This is a genomic window from Candidatus Phyllobacterium onerii, assembly GCF_028331445.1.
GTDB classification, from domain to species: Bacteria; Pseudomonadota; Alphaproteobacteria; order Rhizobiales; family Rhizobiaceae; genus Phyllobacterium; species Phyllobacterium onerii.
Window position 1 is genome coordinate 119,100 of record NZ_JAQMHX010000011.1, and the last position, 16,056, is coordinate 135,155.

At 57.4% G+C, this 16,056-nt stretch carries 19 protein-coding genes; 10 read left to right on the plus strand and 9 right to left on the minus strand.

Going from position 1 to position 16,056, the window contains the following annotated elements; all coding sequences use genetic code 11:
* The first annotated feature begins 122 nt into the window (after positions 1 to 122).
* The 3 genes from PHA01_RS22300 to PHA01_RS22310 all read left to right on the plus strand — a co-directional run bounded on the left by PHA01_RS22300 (position 123) and on the right by PHA01_RS22310 (position 1,895).
* Positions 123 to 671 (plus strand): RBBP9/YdeN family alpha/beta hydrolase, encoded by a 549-nt coding sequence (locus tag PHA01_RS22300; RefSeq protein WP_112528352.1) that lies wholly within the window; start codon positions 123 to 125, stop codon positions 669 to 671.
* A 124-nt stretch (positions 672 to 795) separates the two neighbouring features.
* The gene (locus PHA01_RS22305; protein ID WP_271898539.1) at positions 796 to 1,455 is read left to right on the plus strand and encodes a glutathione S-transferase family protein; all 660 of its coding nucleotides are present in this window, start codon (positions 796 to 798) and stop codon (positions 1,453 to 1,455) included.
* Between the two features lie 23 nt (positions 1,456 to 1,478).
* Complete coding sequence (locus PHA01_RS22310) at positions 1,479 to 1,895, plus strand: hypothetical protein (protein WP_271898540.1); 417 nt, start codon at positions 1,479 to 1,481, stop codon at positions 1,893 to 1,895.
* Between the two features lie 41 nt (positions 1,896 to 1,936).
* Here PHA01_RS22310 and PHA01_RS22315 read toward each other — a convergent pair whose 3' ends face one another.
* Together PHA01_RS22315 and PHA01_RS22320 are read right to left on the minus strand one after the other, a co-directional pair.
* The gene (locus tag PHA01_RS22315) at positions 1,937 to 2,200 is read right to left on the minus strand and encodes a DUF1127 domain-containing protein (protein ID WP_271898541.1); all 264 of its coding nucleotides are present in this window, start codon (positions 2,198 to 2,200) and stop codon (positions 1,937 to 1,939) included.
* 12 nt (positions 2,201 to 2,212) lie between these two features.
* Positions 2,213 to 2,446: a DUF1127 domain-containing protein gene (locus tag PHA01_RS22320; RefSeq protein ID WP_271898542.1), complete on the minus strand. Its 234-nt coding sequence runs from the start codon at positions 2,444 to 2,446 to the stop codon at positions 2,213 to 2,215.
* A 92-nt stretch (positions 2,447 to 2,538) separates the two neighbouring features.
* On the opposite strand from PHA01_RS22320, the gene PHA01_RS22325 reads away from it, so the two are divergent.
* Positions 2,539 to 3,954, plus strand: coding sequence for an aminotransferase-like domain-containing protein (locus tag PHA01_RS22325; protein ID WP_271898543.1), 1,416 nt, complete (start codon positions 2,539 to 2,541; stop codon positions 3,952 to 3,954).
* Between the two features lie 665 nt (positions 3,955 to 4,619).
* On the opposite strand, the gene PHA01_RS22330 is transcribed toward PHA01_RS22325, so the two are convergent.
* Both PHA01_RS22330 and PHA01_RS22335 read right to left on the minus strand, forming a co-directional pair.
* Positions 4,620 to 4,946, minus strand: a complete 327-nt coding sequence (locus PHA01_RS22330) for a DUF1330 domain-containing protein (protein ID WP_112528361.1) — start codon at positions 4,944 to 4,946, stop codon at positions 4,620 to 4,622.
* 102 nt (positions 4,947 to 5,048) lie between these two features.
* Positions 5,049 to 5,816 (minus strand): SDR family NAD(P)-dependent oxidoreductase, encoded by a 768-nt coding sequence (locus PHA01_RS22335; RefSeq protein WP_271898544.1) that lies wholly within the window; start codon positions 5,814 to 5,816, stop codon positions 5,049 to 5,051.
* Positions 5,817 to 6,005: 189 nt separating this feature from the next.
* On the opposite strand from PHA01_RS22335, the gene purL reads away from it, so the two are divergent.
* From purL to PHA01_RS22360, 5 genes are all read left to right on the plus strand, one after another.
* A complete protein-coding gene (gene purL, locus PHA01_RS22340; protein WP_271898545.1) occupies positions 6,006 to 8,237 on the plus strand; it encodes a phosphoribosylformylglycinamidine synthase subunit PurL in 2,232 nt (743 codons plus the stop codon).
* Between the two features lie 12 nt (positions 8,238 to 8,249).
* On the plus strand, positions 8,250 to 8,483 hold the full coding sequence (locus PHA01_RS22345; RefSeq protein ID WP_099998651.1) for a BolA/IbaG family iron-sulfur metabolism protein: 234 nt from the start codon (positions 8,250 to 8,252) through the stop codon (positions 8,481 to 8,483).
* A 360-nt stretch (positions 8,484 to 8,843) separates the two neighbouring features.
* A complete protein-coding gene (grxD, locus tag PHA01_RS22350; protein WP_112528367.1) occupies positions 8,844 to 9,176 on the plus strand; it encodes a Grx4 family monothiol glutaredoxin in 333 nt (110 codons plus the stop codon).
* A 156-nt stretch (positions 9,177 to 9,332) separates the two neighbouring features.
* Entirely contained in the window at positions 9,333 to 10,538 is a 1,206-nt protein-coding gene (locus PHA01_RS22355) for a multidrug effflux MFS transporter (protein WP_271898557.1), read from the plus strand.
* A gap of 87 nt (positions 10,539 to 10,625) precedes the next feature.
* Positions 10,626 to 10,877 carry a hypothetical protein gene (locus PHA01_RS22360; protein WP_271898546.1) on the plus strand — a complete coding sequence of 84 codons (252 nt, stop codon included), beginning with the start codon at positions 10,626 to 10,628 and terminating at the stop codon, positions 10,875 to 10,877.
* 19 nt (positions 10,878 to 10,896) lie between these two features.
* Here PHA01_RS22360 and ttcA read toward each other — a convergent pair whose 3' ends face one another.
* The 3 genes from ttcA to rpsD all read right to left on the minus strand — a co-directional run bounded on the left by ttcA (position 10,897) and on the right by rpsD (position 13,580).
* Positions 10,897 to 11,739, minus strand: a complete 843-nt coding sequence (gene ttcA / locus PHA01_RS22365) for a tRNA 2-thiocytidine(32) synthetase TtcA (RefSeq protein ID WP_271898547.1) — start codon at positions 11,737 to 11,739, stop codon at positions 10,897 to 10,899.
* Between the two features lie 219 nt (positions 11,740 to 11,958).
* On the minus strand, positions 11,959 to 12,888 hold the full coding sequence (locus tag PHA01_RS22370) for a glutaminase (RefSeq protein WP_271898548.1): 930 nt from the start codon (positions 12,886 to 12,888) through the stop codon (positions 11,959 to 11,961).
* A 74-nt stretch (positions 12,889 to 12,962) separates the two neighbouring features.
* Positions 12,963 to 13,580 carry a 30S ribosomal protein S4 gene (gene rpsD, locus PHA01_RS22375; RefSeq protein ID WP_112528375.1) on the minus strand — a complete coding sequence of 206 codons (618 nt, stop codon included), beginning with the start codon at positions 13,578 to 13,580 and terminating at the stop codon, positions 12,963 to 12,965.
* Between the two features lie 340 nt (positions 13,581 to 13,920).
* On the opposite strand from rpsD, the gene PHA01_RS22380 reads away from it, so the two are divergent.
* Positions 13,921 to 14,928, plus strand: a complete 1,008-nt coding sequence (locus PHA01_RS22380; protein WP_271898549.1) for an extensin-like domain-containing protein — start codon at positions 13,921 to 13,923, stop codon at positions 14,926 to 14,928.
* Positions 14,929 to 14,955: 27 nt separating this feature from the next.
* Here PHA01_RS22380 and PHA01_RS22385 read toward each other — a convergent pair whose 3' ends face one another.
* Both PHA01_RS22385 and PHA01_RS22390 read right to left on the minus strand, forming a co-directional pair.
* Positions 14,956 to 15,147: a DUF3008 family protein gene (locus PHA01_RS22385; RefSeq protein WP_112528379.1), complete on the minus strand. Its 192-nt coding sequence runs from the start codon at positions 15,145 to 15,147 to the stop codon at positions 14,956 to 14,958.
* A 285-nt stretch (positions 15,148 to 15,432) separates the two neighbouring features.
* On the minus strand, positions 15,433 to 15,849 hold the full coding sequence (locus tag PHA01_RS22390; protein WP_271898550.1) for a winged helix-turn-helix transcriptional regulator: 417 nt from the start codon (positions 15,847 to 15,849) through the stop codon (positions 15,433 to 15,435).
* Between the last annotated feature and the right edge of the window lie 207 nt (positions 15,850 to 16,056).

Genomic DNA, 16,056 nt, shown 5'->3' on the forward strand with positions numbered 1-16,056 from the left:
TTCAAAAGTATGACTTTTAAAACGGAACCACAATTCGCCTAAAGTTTAAGCAGGTTGCTTCAATTAAAGCCGATCACACGCCCCATATTGCGCACCACCGCCATTTTTCCTAAATACGGCGCATGAAAGTCAAAGATACCGATATTATCATCGTTCCCGGCTATACCAATTCCGGCCCCGATCACTGGCAGACGCGCTGGGAGACAAAGCTTTCCACCGCGCGCCGCGTCGAGCAGGCGGAGTGGACGAAACCTGTGCGCGAGGATTGGGTGGCCGAGGTGGTCAAGGCGATCGATGCCGCGACGCGCCCGGTGGTCGTGGTGGCGCATTCGCTTGGCGTGCCGACCTTCATCCATGCTATCCCCGAGATCGGCGACAAGGTCAAAGGCGCGTTTCTGGTAACGCCGCCGGATGTTTCCAACCCGAAGATCCGGCCGAAACATCTGATGACCTTCGGCCCCTACCCGCTGGAGCCGTTTACATTTCCATCCATCGTCGTCGCCAGCCGCAACGATCACTATTGCTCCTACGAGGTCGCCGACGAACTCGCCGCATCATGGGGTTCGATGATCATCGATGCCGGTGACAGCGGCCATCTCAATTCGGAATCCGGGCATGGCCCCTGGCCGGAGGGTTCGATGGTTTTTGCAAAGTTTCTCTCGCAACTTTGATACGTTGGCTTAGCTGACGGACCCGAAAAACGATGTCTTCCTTGATCTCTGCGGGCATTGCTATAGGCTCGACCGAAGCAGTGTCTGCGGACAGCAAAAACTGCGCTTAATGGAGGAACCACCAATGAAACTCTACTCGCGGCCGCTATCCCCCTATTCCTCCATCATCCGCTGCATCGCCTACTACAAACAAGCTCCCATCAAGATCGTCGCGCCGCCCTCGGGATTTCCGATCCCGGAAGAATTCCGCGCCATTTCGCCGTTCAACCGCATACCGGTGCTGATCACCGGCTCAGGCCTCACCATCGTCGAAGCCTCGGTGATCGCCGAATATCTGGAAGAACATTTCCCCGAACCAGCGCTGCTCCCGGCAGATTCCCGCGACAGGGCCATTGTACGAATGACTGCTCGCACAGCCGAACTCGAGGTGCTGGCGCCAGTGATGGAGCTTTTCGAACTGTTCTTCAGGAAGTCGAAGGATGATGCGCGTATCAGCAAGCTGTTCAAGCAGATGGAAATTGGCCTGACCGAGATTGAAAAGCGCATTGGCAATGGCCCCTACGCGCTGGGCGATCAGATGACGCTGGCCGATGCCTGGCTAACGCCGACACGTTTCGTCTTCAACAATTTCCGTGTCATCTCCGGCCGCGAGGATCTGCTCGATCCCTACCCGAAATTCGATGCGCTTCAGCAACTGATTATTCAGGATCCGGTGCTATCGCTGGTCTGGTACGAAATGACCGACGGGCTCAAAGTGTTCCAGGGTGAGCTCGAGTCCGCTTAAATTCCAGACCGGAGAAAATACGCATGAAGACGCCGACGATCGCAATCGCCGTAATAATTTCGCTCGGCGTCCTTGCCGGTTGTCAATCGAAAGGCAAACCCGGGCCGGGCTCTCTGGCCTTCTCATCGGAAAAAGCCGCGTTGCCAACGATGGAGCGCGTGGCGATCGCTGCCAACAATTGCTGGTTCAAATCGGGCGATTCAAGTTTCAAGCCGTATCGTCTGGCGCCGGAACTGAATTCCTATTCGGGCCGCCCGCGCATCCTCGTCGTCCCCGCGAGTAATCCGGGCGGACGCCCGCTTCTCGTCGTGCATGCGGAAGGCAACCCGGCGAAGGTCGAAGCCTTCGGTCCGCTCATGAGCAATTCCGCCGGAAATCGTATCGCCGGAGATGTGCGGCGGTGGGCGGGCGGGCAGACATCCTGCTCGGCCAGCGGATGAAAAATGGCTGAGGCCGTGCGCAGTGCGCCGGCCTCATAACCTCAGGAATAATACCTTTCGAGATCCGCTTCCACGTGATCGCGCGTCAAGCCGAGGTCTTTCAACCCGTCATCACCGAGCGATCCAAGCTCCAGTCTCGTTCGCCGCTTCACGGCTGCATTTTCCAGCCAACGCATGACGCGGGTAAGCAAGTCGTATTGGAATGGTGGTACCAGGCCGAACTGCCAGGATCTATGTAGATAGGACCCATATTCGCCTCCATGTGACGAGCGATCGCCTTTCATATCGGTATTGGCACCCCCCATCGCAAGAGCGCCTCAATCCCAGAAGAATCGCTTGATCTCGCGACGCGCTTCCGCGGGTTCAATACCGACATCGTTCAACAGATCATTGCTGAGCTCGCTGAGATGCATGCGCGTCCGGCGCTTCGTCATGGCGTTGCCAAACCAGCCGATCAGTGCGGATGCCGTGTGCAACAATCCGCTGTTCTGAGAACGTGCCGCGTGGCTTTCGGCGCCACCAGACCTTCTAATTGTATCTATTGTACTCATTGTCATTGTCCTTGGGAGGTCAAATTGACTCTTTTTCGTGCGATTGTTATATGAATTGACTCAATTGGAAGCGCAATATAATAATTGTTACCATGACAAATTGGCTCCCTGAACTTGAACCCGGAAAAGGCCCGCTTTATCTGCAGCTGGCCGACCGCATCGAAACCGACATTGCCGGGGGCATTCTCGCGCCCGGCACCAAACTGCCGCCGCAGCGTAATCTCGCCTTCGATATCGGGGTGACGATAGGAACGGTCGGCCGCGCCTATAATCTCATTCGCGAGCGTGGTTTGGTCAGCGGCGAAGTCGGGCGCGGCACCTATGTGACGGATCACAAGGAGGCCGCGCTGGTTCAGGCGGCGCCGCACACGGAGCCATTTGGCGGCACGCGCGGTCCGGTGGCGACGCCCGGCAAGATTCGCATGGACTCGACGGCTGCAATCGAGGTCGGCCAGTCCGCCGCAATGGAACAGCTGCTGGCGCAGATCACCCGACAATTCCCGCGCGAGATGTCGAGCTATTCCCGCACCCTTCCCGCATCGTGGCAGGAGGCGGGAAGCAAATGGCTGTCCGGCGCAGGCTGGGTGCCGGAACCGGCGTCCATCGTGCCGACACTCGGCGCGCATTCGGCAATTCTCGCGGTGATAGCGGCGATAACAGTTCCTGGCGACAGGGTCGCTTTCGAGGATTTGACCTATTGCTCGGCAGCGCGCAGCGTCAATCTCATGGGGCGGCGCAGCATCATCCTGCACACGGACAATGGCAGCGCGACGCCGGACGATTTCGAGCGGCTCTGCGCGCAGCAGCATCCCAAGCTGGTTTTTCTCATGCCGTCGCTACACAACCCGACCGCAACGACTATGCCGGAGGATCATCGCCGGGCGATTGTCGAGATCGCGCGGCGGCACAATGTCTGGATCATCGAGGATGAGATTTACGGGTCGGTGATGGGGCACGAGCATATCAAGATCGCAGATCTCGCGCCGGAGCGGACATTTCATATCGGCGGCCTGTCGAAATCCGTGGCTGCAGGTGTGCGCGGCGGCTGGGTCGCCTGCCCTCCGCACCTCGCGGCGCGTGTCCACACGGCGCACAAGATGGTCACCGGCGGCATGCCATTCATCATGGCTGAACTCGGCGCCCAACTGGTCAATTCAGGCGAAGCCGACACGATCCGCGGCAAGGTCCAAACCGAGATCGCTGCGCGGGAAGCGATTGCACGCTCGGTCTTCGCGGGCATGGAGTTCACCTCGCAGCCGCTTTCGCCGTTTTTGTGGATGAAATTGCCTGACCCATGGCTTTCAGGCACGTTTAAAAGCGCCGCACTGAATGAAGGCGTGCTGGTCGACGACGAGGATGAATTCAAACCGGGCCGCACAGAGAAAGTGTTCCACCGCGTGCGCCTCGGACTGACGGTGCCGGAAACGCGCGATGAGGTGGTTCAAGGCTTCAGCATTCTACGCCGGCTAATGGAAACGGATAACGCGAGTTATGACAGTTATTCTTGAGATAGGTTAATTGGCAAGCGAGGTTGAACCCGCACTTGAGGTCAATGCCATGTGCGTGGTTCGACAAGCTCACCATGAGGGAGATTGGTGGCTGTAAAGATAAACGCCAACGTTGCAGAAATTAACTCCCTGCAATCTCCCACCTCCTCATGGTGAGCTTGTCGAACCACGCACATGGAATTAGTATCAATTATAATCTTCCTGATTCCGCAGCAAATTCATTTTACTTTTTTGAGTTCATGCAATGACCATTCCTTTTAAACATTGAAAGAACGCTGGAATGCCGATCCCGCATTTCGACATGCGTACGAAGAAATTGGTCCAGAGATCGAAATTGCTTTTCGCAAGACCGAAGCACGTGATCAGACGCTAGCTTCTTCGTCAACTTCAGGTACCCCGCCCTCCGTTAAGGTGAAGCGACTCTCTCTCCGTCATCCTCGGGCTTGACCTGAGGACCCACGGCAAAGCAGCGCTGTGAATTGAGCGGGCGTGACGGTTTCCAGATAAGAAGTCAGTCAATGAAGAGCAGCTTCCCTGCGATATCCTGCTGGACAAAGTCGAGTTAGCGGAAACACTTGCCCTCCTTTGCCGTGGGTCCTCGGGTCAAGCCCGAGGATGACGGAGAAGGAGGCGCTAAACGGCATCTGCCCTTGAGAATTGCCTCCTCACCCCTTGCCCAAATACGGGATCGTCCCGGCGATATCGGTATCGTCGATGAGCTGGAAGCGGCTTTCGCTGCCTTCCTGGCGCGCCTTGCCGTGAGGAGCGTATTCCGGATCATTTGCAAAGGCCATCGCGGCATCCGCATCCGGAAACTGGATAAGTGCGATGAGCGTCGTCTCCAGCGGCTTACCTTCAAGCACTTTGATATTACCGCTGCGTGAAAGATATTTGCCGCCATGTTTCGCTGCTATGTCATGCACGACAGCTGCATATTCCGGCACCCATTTGTCATCAGTGATTTTAACGTCGGCGATCAGGAAAACCGTCATTGCATTCCTCCTATGCCGGGCTGTCGAAGCCCGTAAAGTCCGGTGACCCAAATGCAGTGTTGCACGGGGAAGCGCCAACTTCCAGTTGCAGAAACGCTTTGTTCAGATTGCTGTAAATCCATTATCGACAAACAGGTGCGTGCCGGTGATGAAGCTCGCCTCGTCGCTGGCAAGGAAAAGTGCGGCGCGCGCTACTTCTTCCGGCTCACCAATGCGCCCCTGCGCTGCCATCATGGCCTCGTCCGAGACATCCACGCCTTGCTTTTGCAATTCATCCACCTCGCGCAAACCGTGCGGTGTACGGATAAACCCCGGGCAGACGGCGTTGCAGCGAATATTGCGGTCGCGAAACTCGACGGCGATGGCCCGCGCGAACATGTGACAGGCGCCCTTGGTCGTATCGTAGAGAACTTCCATCGGCGTTGCCGCCACAGCTGAAATGGACGAGGTGCAGACGATCGAACCGCCGCCAGCGTCGAGCATGTGCGGGATGACTGCGCGCGTCATCAGATACATGGAGCGCACATTGACCGCGTGCAGCCAATCCCATTCTTCCACCGTCGTCTCGAGGAACGGCTTGATGACGATGGTACCCGCATGGTTGAAGAGAACGGTGACATTGCCATATTTTTCCGCAACACCGGCAACGGCCTTTTGCACCTGTGCCTCATCAGAAACGTCGGCGACGAAATAGCTCGCGACACCGCCAGCCGCCGTGATTTCCGCCACGGTACTAGCAGCCGCCTGCTCGTTGCGGTCGACGATCGCCACTTTCGCGCCCTCGGCAGCGAAAAGTTTCGATGCCGCACCGCCCATGCCTGTCGCTCCACCGGAAACGATTGCCACCTTGCCTGCCAGCCTGCCCGTCATTTGAATCCCCTTGAACCCATTTTATTGCTTGTGAGGGTGACGTTACGCCGGGCGGCCGGCCCCGACAAGCGCCCCAACCTTCGAGCCGCGACCCTCTCTGTTGATTCAGTCCTTTTTCCTATCGCGCCGCAGCACTACATAAGCTAAAGAAGGCCAAAAGCTCTCCCATGTATGGATATTCCAGGACCCATGACCATTTCCAATACTGTCAAGATCACGTCGGAACTCGTGGCTTCACACGGGCTGAAGCCGGACGAATATCAGCGCATCCTCGATCTGATCGGGCGCGAGCCGAGCTTCACCGAACTTGGCATCTTTTCCGCCATGTGGAACGAGCATTGTTCCTACAAATCTTCGAAAAAGTGGCTGCGGACGCTGCCGACCACGGGACCGCAGGTCATCCAGGGTCCGGGTGAAAATGCCGGTGTCGTCGATATCGGCGATGGCGATTGCGTGGTCTTCAAGATGGAGAGCCACAACCACCCTTCCTATATCGAGCCGTACCAGGGTGCCGCGACCGGCGTCGGCGGTATCCTGCGTGATGTGTTCACCATGGGCGCGCGGCCGATTGCGGCGATGAACGCGTTGCGCTTCGGCGAACCGTCGCACCCGAAGACACGGCATCTCGTTTCCGGCGTGGTCGAAGGCGTCGGCGGCTATGGCAATTCGTTCGGCGTGCCGACGGTCGGCGGCGAGGTCAATTTCGACGCGCGCTACAACGGCAATATCCTGGTCAACGCGTTTGCCGCGGGCCTTGCCAAGACCGATGCGATCTTTCTGTCCGAGGCCAAGGGCGTCGGCCTGCCGGTGGTCTATCTCGGAGCCAAGACCGGACGCGACGGCGTTGGCGGTGCAACCATGGCTTCGGCCGAATTTGACGAATCCATCGAGGAGAAGCGCCCGACCGTACAGGTGGGCGATCCCTTTACCGAAAAATGCCTGCTCGAGGCTTCTCTGGAACTGATGGCTTCGGGCGCCGTCATCGCCATTCAGGACATGGGTGCCGCCGGCCTCACCTGCTCGGCGGTGGAAATGGGCGCCAAGGGCAATCTCGGGATCGAACTCGATCTCAACTCCGTGCCGGTCCGCGAAGAGCGCATGACGGCTTACGAAATGATGCTGTCCGAAAGCCAGGAGCGTATGCTCATGGTGCTGCGCCCGGAAAAAGAGGAAGAGGCCGAGGGTATCTTCAAGAAATGGGGGCTGGATTTCGCCATTGTCGGCTATACGACCGACGATATGCGCTTTCGCGTGCTGCATGACGGCGATGAAGTCGCCAATCTGCCGATCAAGGATCTCGGCGATCAGGCTCCGGAGTATGACCGGCCCTGGATGGAGCCGGGCAAGCACGCCCCGCTGCCTGCCGCTAATGTGCCCGAGGTCGAGGATTATGGCGCGGCGCTGCTGCAAATGCTCAATTCGCCCGACCTTTCATCGCGCCGCTGGGTCTACGAGCAATATGACACGCTGATCCAGGGCAACTCCCTGCAGGTACCGGGCGGAGACGCCGGTGTGGTGCGTGTCGAAGGCCATCACAGCAAGGCGCTCGCCTTTTCGTCGGATGTGACGCCGCGTTATTGCGAGGCGGACCCCTATGAAGGCGGCAAGCAGGCGGTGGCGGAATGCTGGCGCAACCTGACCGCCGTGGGTGCAGAACCGCTGGCCGCAACGGACAACCTCAATTTCGGTAATCCGGAACGACCCGAGATCATGGGCCAGTTGGTAAAGGCCATCGGCGGCATCGGCGATGCCTGCCGCGCGCTGGCCTTCCCTATCGTTTCCGGCAATGTCTCGCTTTATAACGAGACCAATGGCCAGGCGATCCTGCCAACCCCGACCATCGCCGGTGTTGGGCTCATCCCGGACTGGACGAAGACCGCCAAGATCGGCGGCATGCGCGACGGCGATGTGCTGATCCTTGTCGGCGGCGACGGGACGCATCTCGGCCAGTCGATCTATCTTCGCGATCTGCATGGGCGGGCAGACGGCCCTGCTCCTAGCGTCGATCTCGCGGTCGAGAAGCGCAATGGCGACTTCATCCGCTCCGCCATCCGCAACGGTCAGGTGACCGCCTGCCATGACCTTTCCGATGGCGGCCTTGCGATAGCCTTGAGCGAGATGTGCATGGCCTCCGGCAAAGGTGCGAATGTGGAAATCGGCGAAACCGCGCCGCATGCGCTGCTGTTCGGTGAGGACCAGGGCCGCTACGTCGTGGCGGTTGCCCCTGACATGGCAAAACTCGTTATGCTCAACGCGGAAGGTTCCGGCGTTCCATTCCGCAACGTCGGTACAGTCGGCGGCAACACATTGACGATTGGACGCCTGCTCTCCATATCTGTTGAGGACCTGACAAAAGCCCACGAATCGTGGTTCCCTGACTATATGAGTGGTCAGGCGGACGAAAAAACACAGGCCGCCTGAGGAGAGAACGACATGGCAATGGACGCGCGCGACATCGAAAAAATGATTCGAGACGCCATCCCGGATGCGAAAGTTACCATTCGCGATCTGGCGGGCGATGGCGACCATTATGCCGCCGAAGTCGTCGCGGAAAGCTTTCGCGGCAAGTCGCGCGTTCAGCAGCACCAGATGGTCTATGATGCGCTGAAGGGTAACATGGGCGGGGTACTTCACGCCCTCGCCCTGCAGACCAGCGCGCCGGAGTAATTTACGTAAGCGTCGATGCCGATGATCTCTCCCCTTGTGGGAGAGAAAGCGATTTCAGCATCTTAGCCCTTGCTAAGTGCTAGAAATCGCCTGAGAGGGGATGTGCAATCATCTTGATACCCCCTCTCTTGGATTTTCCAAGGATTTAGCAAAGAGGCTAAACCCAGGAAAATCCTTTCTCCTCCACAAAGGGGGAGATAATCGGCATTGATTGTCGAGCCCCGCACTCCCAACTAATAGACAAGTTACTTGCGTTCACGCGCCCATCGTGCTTTTTCTGGGCAAAGAATTGAGGTAGATTGGCCTCAAAGCGTTTTTCTGGCCGTGATTCCTCCCTCGCGGCCGCGAAAGGAACCTTAAATGAGCGGTATCAACGAATTCATCGACAATGAAGTCAAGAGCAACGACGTCGTGCTTTTCATGAAGGGCACCCCCGGCTTTCCGCAATGCGGATTCTCAGGTCAGGTCGTTCAGATCCTTGATTATGTCGGTGTCGACTATAAAGGCGTGAACATTCTTTCTTCCAATGAACTGCGCCAGGGTATCAAGGACTATTCCAACTGGCCGACTATCCCGCAGCTTTATGTGAAGGGTGAATTTGTCGGCGGCTGCGATATCATCCGCGAAATGTTCCAGGCGGGTGAACTGCAGGCTCTCCTCAGCGAAAAGGGCGTTGCCACCAAGGCCGCCTGATTACGCTTTAATTCCAATTGGTTCCGGTTGCATCCGGAATCTCCATGTTAAAGGCGTCGGCCGTTCCGACGCCTTTGTCTTTGTTTGTTTTTCAAATCCAGAAAGCACTCTGAAATGGATGCCTCCGCCAATACCGCTCCCTCACGCCTCCAGGGAATGGGTAAAGTCGAATTCATCAGCCTGATGGCGATGCTGATGGCGGTCAATTCCATGGCTATCGATGTCATGCTGCCGGCTTTACAGCAGATCGGCGCAGCGCTTGGCATCAGCAGTGAAAATCATCGGCAATATGTAATTTCGGCTTATCTCCTCGGCTTCTCGGTGGCACAGCTGTTCTTCGGCCCGCTATCGGATCGCTTTGGCCGCAAGGTGCCGATTTTCTGCGGCCTGATCATTTATATCGCTTCGGCGCTGGCGTGTGTCTTTGTCCCGAGCTTCGGCGCATTGCTGTTCTTCCGGGCACTGCAGGGCATCGGCTCCGCTGCTACCCGCGTCATCGCCATTTCGATCGTGCGTGACGTTTATGGCGGCCGGCAGATGGCCGAGGCCATGTCGCTGATCATGATGGTATTCATGATCGTGCCGGTTATTGCGCCCGGGACGGGTCAGGTCGTCATGCTGTTCGGTGACTGGCGGCTGATCTTCATCTTCATGGCGCTGATGGCAACGTCTGTCGCGATCTGGATGTATTTGCGCCTACCAGAGACGATGGACCCGACCGATCGGCGTCCATTCACCATCGTGTCGGTTGCCCGCGCATTCAAGATCGTGCTGACCAACCGGGTCGCCTTTTGCTATGCGCTGGCGAGTGCGTTCATCTTCGGCGCGATGTTCGGCTTCATCAATTCGGCGCAGCAGATCTATGTCGAGATCTATCATCTCGGCGTATGGTTCCCGCTGGCCTTCTCCGTCGTTGCGATCACCATGTCGTTTTCTTCGTTCATGAACTCGCGCTTCGTCGGCCGTTTTGGCATGCGGCGTCTGTCGCATGGGGCGCTGCTTGCCTTCATGACGATTAATGGCGTGTGGCTGCTGCTGACGCTTTTCGGGCCGCAGCCGACACCATTCGTGCTTTATCTTCTGCTGTTTTCGCTGGCGATGTTCCAGTTCGGCTGGATCGGCTCCAACTTCAATTCGCTGGCGATGGAACCGCTTGGGCACGTGGCCGGCACGGCATCGTCAGTGCTCGGCTTCATGGGTACGGCCGGCGGTGGCATCATCGGCGCGGTGATCGGCCAAGCTTATAACGGCACAACCCTGCCCTTGGTCACCGGGTTCTTCGTGCTGTCGCTGATCGGGCTGGTGTTTGTGCTGATCGCTGAAAGAGGCAAGCTGTTCCAGCCGCACAACAAGCCGATTTAGTATTCCGCAGCTGGCCATGTAGCACTTTGGTTGAATTGCTGGCATCCAACCTGTCGCCTAACATTCGGGTATCTTGAAGGGCTGACTATGGCAATTTCATTTGATACTCTGGGTTATGCGATACGCTTGGAACAGGGCGGAATCAGTCCCGCCCACGCCAAGGCGCAAGCAGAAGCCGCAAGGGATTTCATCATGCCCGAACTGGTAACCAAATCTGATCTGAACATCGCGCTGGAGCTGCTGACGCTTCGTCTTACGGTGCGGATGGGTGCACTTTTCTTCGGAACATCCGTGGCGACGATTGCCGCCATCGCGGCCATCGTAAAACTATTCCCCTGATTTCGAAAAAGCGCTGATTTTAACCCGCCATCAGCCCGGCGAAATCAAAAATCTTGCGATCCAAAAGGTGGCTGGGGCGCGTGTTTGCCAGCGCGCGTATCATGATCTCCTTGCGGCCGGGCATGCGTTTTTCGATATCGGCCAACATCGCCTTCATCATGTTGCGCTGCAGCCCATCCTGACTACCGCACAGGTCGCACGGAATGATCGGGAACTGCATGGCCGCGGCAAATTTCTCCAGATCATCCTCGGCACAGTAGCTCAGCGGGCGCAGCAGCATGAGATCGCCCTCGTCATTGAGCAGCTTCGGCGGCATGGCAGCAAGGCGCCCGCCGTGGAAAAGGTTCATCAGGAAGGTTTCGAGGATATCCTCGCGGTGATGTCCGAGCACCAGCGCCGAGCAGCCCTCCTCCCGCGCCACGCGATAGAGATGACCGCGCCTGAGCCGCGAGCAGAGCGAACAATAGGTCTGGTTTTCCGGCACCTTCTCCGTGACGATCGAATAGGTGTCCTTGTATTCGATGCGATGCTCGATGCCGTTTGCTTTGAGAAAATCCGGAAGGATGTGCTTGGGGAAATTCGGCTGGCCCTGATCGAGATTGCAGGCGAGGAGTTCCACCGGCAGCATACCGCGCCATTTCAGATCGAGCAGCAACGCCAGCAGCCCATAGGAATCCTTGCCGCCGGAAAGCCCGACGAGCCAGCGCTCACCCGGCTTGACCATGGCGAAATCTTCAAGCGCCTGCCGCGTGTTGCGCAGCAGCCGCTTGCGCAGCTTGTTGAACTCCACACTGGATGGCACGCCGAGAAACATCGGGTGGCAGCCGGCAACGTCGGTCAATTCCTGGTCATGAATGGTCATGTGAACACCTCATGGCGCTTTCATTGACAAGGTAGTGGCTGGAACGCAAGAGGTTCTAGACCTTTTCAGTTTTTGCTTTAATCGCCGCGCCTCTCTCCGTCATCCTCGGGCTTGACCCGAGGACCCATGGCGACATTCGCATCGCTGCAGGGCTTACCGTATATCCAGGACAATGTGGGTCCTCGGGTCAAGCCCGAGGATGACGGAAAGGTGGACACTCTAATGTCCAAATACCGACCAGCCAGTGCGCTGCGCCAGTAACTCCAGTGCCGCCGAGCCGAGCTGCGAATTGCCGACTTCGTTCAGACCCGGTGACCAGACCGCGATCGAGGCTTTGCCGGGGGCGATGGCAAGAATGCCACCGCCAACACCACTCTTGCCCGGCAGTCCGACACGATAGGCAAAATCGCCCGAGCCGTCATAGTGTCCGCACATCAGCATGAGCGCGTTGATACGGCGCGCACGGCTTGCCGAAACCACGCTGCCGCCATTGAGCGGATTGCGCCCGGCCGAAGCGAGATAAAGCCCGGCGTGCGCAAGTTGGTGGCACGACATGGCGATGGCGCAGTGATGGAAATAGACGCCGAGCACGTGTTCTACCGGATGATCGAGATTGCGGAAGGCTTTCATGAAATTGGCGAGCGCCACATTGCGGTAGCCGGTCTGCGTCTCCGAGCGGGCGACGTTTTGATCGATGGCGATGGTTTCATCATCGGCGAGATGCCGGATGAACTGCACGATCTCGCCAATCGCCTCCTTGGGCAAATGCCCGGCCAGAACCACATCGGCGACCGCAATCGCTCCGGCGTTGATGAAGGGATTGCGCGGCTTGCCCTTTTCCTGCTCGAGCTGGACGATGGAGTTGAAGGCATTGCCGGAGGGTTCGCGTCCGACGCGCTTCCACAACCCGTCGCCGATCTTGCCGAGCGCGAGGGTCAGCGTAAATACTTTCGAGATGCTCTGAATCGAGAATGCCGTCTCGGCGTCTCCTGCCGTATGGATCTGCCCGTCGACAGTGACCAGCGCAATACCGAACTGCTTCGGATCGACTGTTGCGAGTTCCGGAATATAGTCGGCAAGCTTGCCCTCGCCGATGCGGCTGGAAAGATCGTGATAGACGCTGTCGACGACATCCTGAAGATCAGCCATTTCTGGGCTCCGATTGGGACAACAAAAAAGCCGCCAGGATTTCTCCGGCGGCTCTTTCTAAAACTTCGATCTGATTAACGCGAATAGAATTCGACAACCAGGTTCGGTTCCATCTGTACAGCGTAAGGCACATCGGAGAAGGCCGGAACGCGGTTGTACTTGGCAACCATCTTGTTGTGATCAACTTCGAGATATTCAGGAACATCGCGTTCAGCCAGCTGAACGGCTTCCAGAACGATCACGAGCTGCTTCGACTTTTCGCGCACTTCGATCACATCGCCAGCCTTGCAGATGTAGGACTGGATGTTTGTGCGACGGCCATTGACGTTGACATGGCCGTGGTTGACGAACTGACGCGCTGCGAAGATCGTCGGAACGAACTTGGCGCGGTACACGATCGCATCCAGACGTGACTCGAGCAGACCGATGAGCTGTTCACCGGTATCGCCCTTGCGGCGAGCGGCTTCTTCATAGGTCTTGCGGAACTGCTTTTCCGAAATATCGCCGTAGAAGCCCTTGAGCTTCTGCTTTGCGCGCAGCTGCACACCGAAATCGGAGAGCTTGCTCTTGCGGCGCTGGCCGTGCTGGCCGGGGCCATATTCACGACGGTTGACCGGGGACTTCGGACGGCCCCAGATGTTTTCGCCAAGACGGCGGTCGATTTTATACTTGGACGATTCGCGCTTGCTCATCGCATTTCCTTTCAAACAAACCGAACCTGGGTTTAGAACCCGGGTTCAAGGAAACGCGCCCTCCTCTGCCTTCCGTTTTCGAAGACTGACAGAATGACCCACGCACGCTTTGCGAGATCACTCACGGGACACGTCAAATGAAACGCAGAGCTCTTTCAAGCCCTGCGCTGGGGTGGCTTCTAGTGTGAAGGTTTCATGATGTCAAGTTGGTATTCACACTCTGACGGTCTGCAAATGGCGTTGCGCCCCTAGACCCGCATGTTTCAGCGGATCATATAATTTGAAACCGATGCCACATTTCAAACGTTAGGGTGGACGCTCAACAGGAGTAGAGCCGGTAATGACCCTATTCTCGCGGCAATCGCGTTGCTCGACATTCGTCCTTCTATCCCTCACAGCCATTATAGCAAGCACCGTCCTTATCAGTTCCAGCGACAATGCGGATGCGCGGCACAGACGCGGACACCGGGCAAAGGTTGTTCGTCCGCCGGCCGCGCCAGCGGTTCCCTTGCCGGTCGTCCCGCCATTGCCGCAGGACAATCCTCGCGCAGCCGCGCCGGAAACGCCGAAACCGGAGGAAAAGCCTGCCGACGAAATACAGAAAGCGGATCCCCAAACGACGCCCGTTCCCGAGCAGAAGCCCGCGCCCGAAGTAAAATCGACGGAGAAACCCAAGGAGCCACCGAAACCGGCTGAGCAGCTTGGCCCGAACCCGCTGCCCACGCAGGATGCCGACGACAAGCCCGATCATGAGGAAAGTGTCGAAAAGGCAGATCCTTCGGTCTCGCCCGATCGGGTCTATCAGAATGCCTGCCCCGCCCTTCTGAACGGCGAGGTTGTAGGCCAACTCGTTCCGCCCTTGTCCGAGGGTATGTGCGGCGAGCGTTCGCCATTGAAGATCACGGCCATTGGCAAGGACAATCCGGTGAAACTGGCGGCGCCGATCACCACGAATTGCGCGATGGCAGGATCACTGGCGACGTGGGTAGTCGAGGTGCAAAAAGATGCACAGGCAAATTTTGGTGCAGAGATCGAAAGCATCACCACCGGCTCCGACTATCAGTGCCGCAAGGTCAATAATGGCCACAAAGGCCGCGTTTCAGAACACGCCTTCGCCAACGCTGTCGATATCGTCTCTTTCAAGTTCAAGAACGGCAAAACGACGGAACTTGGTTCAGGCTGGAGGGGCAAGCCGGAGGAACAGACATTCTGGCGCGCTCTGCACAAGGCAAGTTGCGACCGCTTCATGACGGTGATTGGTCCGGACGGCGATGCTGCCCATCAGGGCAACCTGCATCTCGATCTCGGCTGTCATGGAAGAAGATGTGAGGCGCGCATCTGCCAGTAGCAGCGGCGCCTCGAATTTGAATTCCGATCAGTGTTTGGTTGACTTCTTCTTTGGAAGGTTCTTGCGATCGGTTTCTGCGAATTCCTCCAGTTGCTTTTCGCTCATCGATTCATACATCCCCTTGGACGCGCCTTTGAGCTCGCTCTTCTTGGTCTGGCCGCGCTTTGCAGAAAGCGCCGCACCAGCCGCCTTTTGCTGGGCCTGGGATTTTGCAGGCATTGTCATTCTCCCTGAGAAATGTTGCACAGGTGAAGAAACGCAACCGGCGGATGGGGGTTCCAGCAAAGCTCAAACGTTCATGCAGATTATCTCTCCCCTTTGTGGGAGAGAAAGCGATTTCAACATCTTAGCACTTGCTAAGTGCTAGAAATCGCCAGAGAGGGGATAGGGTAGTTTGATCTCAAATCCCCTCTCTTGGATTTTCTAGGAGTTTAGCAAGGGCTAAACTCAAGAAAATCCTTTCTCCCTCACAAGGGGGGAGATAATCGGCATCGACGTTGCCAACTAATCCGCGCGTGCTTCATCGAACGCCTTGCGCGCCGCGCGCAAGTGATCGCGGTTGGCAGCAGCCCATTCGCCGAGTGCGCCCACCGGCACGGCAATCGAATGGCCGATATAGGTCAAGGCGTAGGTCACTTCCGGCGGCGACGTCGGCTTGACAGTACGGCTGACAAGACCATCGCGCTCGAGCGAGCGCAACGTCACGGTAAGCATACGCTGCGAAATGCCTTCTATCATGCGGCGGAGCACGTTGAACCTGCGCGGTCCGGACTGCAGGTTGATCAGCGTCAAGAGGCTCCAGGAGTCGCCGACAATATCCAGCACCTCGCGCATCGGGCATCCGCCTGCACCATCCGATTGCATGGCTGGCATCGATTCAAGCAGCGGTGTCTTGCCCTCGGCTTTCGCATGAATACTCATATCGGCCCTCGTTTTTCTGGTTCTTCGTCTCTACGGAAAACCGGTTCCCACTTTTCCTGGAATTTGCTTCAGCCTTTTGTTTTGACGCAATTCCGGACGGAAAACCGGTTCCCACTTTTCCTGGAATTTGCTTCAGCCTTTTGTTTTGACGCAATTCCGGACGGAAAACCGGTTCCCACTTTTCCTGGAATTGCTTCAGCCTTTTGT

What these genes read in the sequence shown, in the direction of transcription:
- PHA01_RS22315 (WP_271898541.1), bottom strand. Translation starts at nt 2,200, where the DNA reads ATGGGGGGTGCCAATACCGATATGAAAGGCGATCGCTCGTCACATGGA.
- PHA01_RS22370 (WP_271898548.1), bottom strand. Translation starts at nt 12,888, where the DNA reads ATGGCTGATCTTCAGGATGTCGTCGACAGCGTCTATCACGATCTTTCC.
- PHA01_RS22390 (WP_271898550.1), bottom strand. Translation starts at nt 15,849, where the DNA reads ATGAGTATTCATGCGAAAGCCGAGGGCAAGACACCGCTGCTTGAATCG.
- PHA01_RS22300 (WP_112528352.1), top strand. Translation starts at nt 123, where the DNA reads ATGAAAGTCAAAGATACCGATATTATCATCGTTCCCGGCTATACCAAT.
- PHA01_RS22320 (WP_271898542.1), bottom strand. Translation starts at nt 2,446, where the DNA reads ATGAGTACAATAGATACAATTAGAAGGTCTGGTGGCGCCGAAAGCCAC.
- PHA01_RS22360 (WP_271898546.1), top strand. Translation starts at nt 10,626, where the DNA reads ATGGCAATTTCATTTGATACTCTGGGTTATGCGATACGCTTGGAACAG.
- PHA01_RS22380 (WP_271898549.1), top strand. Translation starts at nt 13,921, where the DNA reads ATGACCCTATTCTCGCGGCAATCGCGTTGCTCGACATTCGTCCTTCTA.
- purL (WP_271898545.1), top strand. Translation starts at nt 6,006, where the DNA reads ATGACCATTTCCAATACTGTCAAGATCACGTCGGAACTCGTGGCTTCA.
- ttcA (WP_271898547.1), bottom strand. Translation starts at nt 11,739, where the DNA reads ATGACCATTCATGACCAGGAATTGACCGACGTTGCCGGCTGCCACCCG.
- PHA01_RS22335 (WP_271898544.1), bottom strand. Translation starts at nt 5,816, where the DNA reads ATGACGGGCAGGCTGGCAGGCAAGGTGGCAATCGTTTCCGGTGGAGCG.
- PHA01_RS22325 (WP_271898543.1), top strand. Translation starts at nt 2,539, where the DNA reads ATGACAAATTGGCTCCCTGAACTTGAACCCGGAAAAGGCCCGCTTTAT.
- PHA01_RS22345 (WP_099998651.1), top strand. Translation starts at nt 8,250, where the DNA reads ATGGCAATGGACGCGCGCGACATCGAAAAAATGATTCGAGACGCCATC.
- PHA01_RS22330 (WP_112528361.1), bottom strand. Translation starts at nt 4,946, where the DNA reads ATGACGGTTTTCCTGATCGCCGACGTTAAAATCACTGATGACAAATGG.
- PHA01_RS22310 (WP_271898540.1), top strand. Translation starts at nt 1,479, where the DNA reads ATGAAGACGCCGACGATCGCAATCGCCGTAATAATTTCGCTCGGCGTC.
- rpsD (WP_112528375.1), bottom strand. Translation starts at nt 13,580, where the DNA reads ATGAGCAAGCGCGAATCGTCCAAGTATAAAATCGACCGCCGTCTTGGC.
- PHA01_RS22305 (WP_271898539.1), top strand. Translation starts at nt 796, where the DNA reads ATGAAACTCTACTCGCGGCCGCTATCCCCCTATTCCTCCATCATCCGC.
- PHA01_RS22385 (WP_112528379.1), bottom strand. Translation starts at nt 15,147, where the DNA reads ATGCCTGCAAAATCCCAGGCCCAGCAAAAGGCGGCTGGTGCGGCGCTT.
- grxD (WP_112528367.1), top strand. Translation starts at nt 8,844, where the DNA reads ATGAGCGGTATCAACGAATTCATCGACAATGAAGTCAAGAGCAACGAC.
- PHA01_RS22355 (WP_271898557.1), top strand. Translation starts at nt 9,333, where the DNA reads ATGGGTAAAGTCGAATTCATCAGCCTGATGGCGATGCTGATGGCGGTC.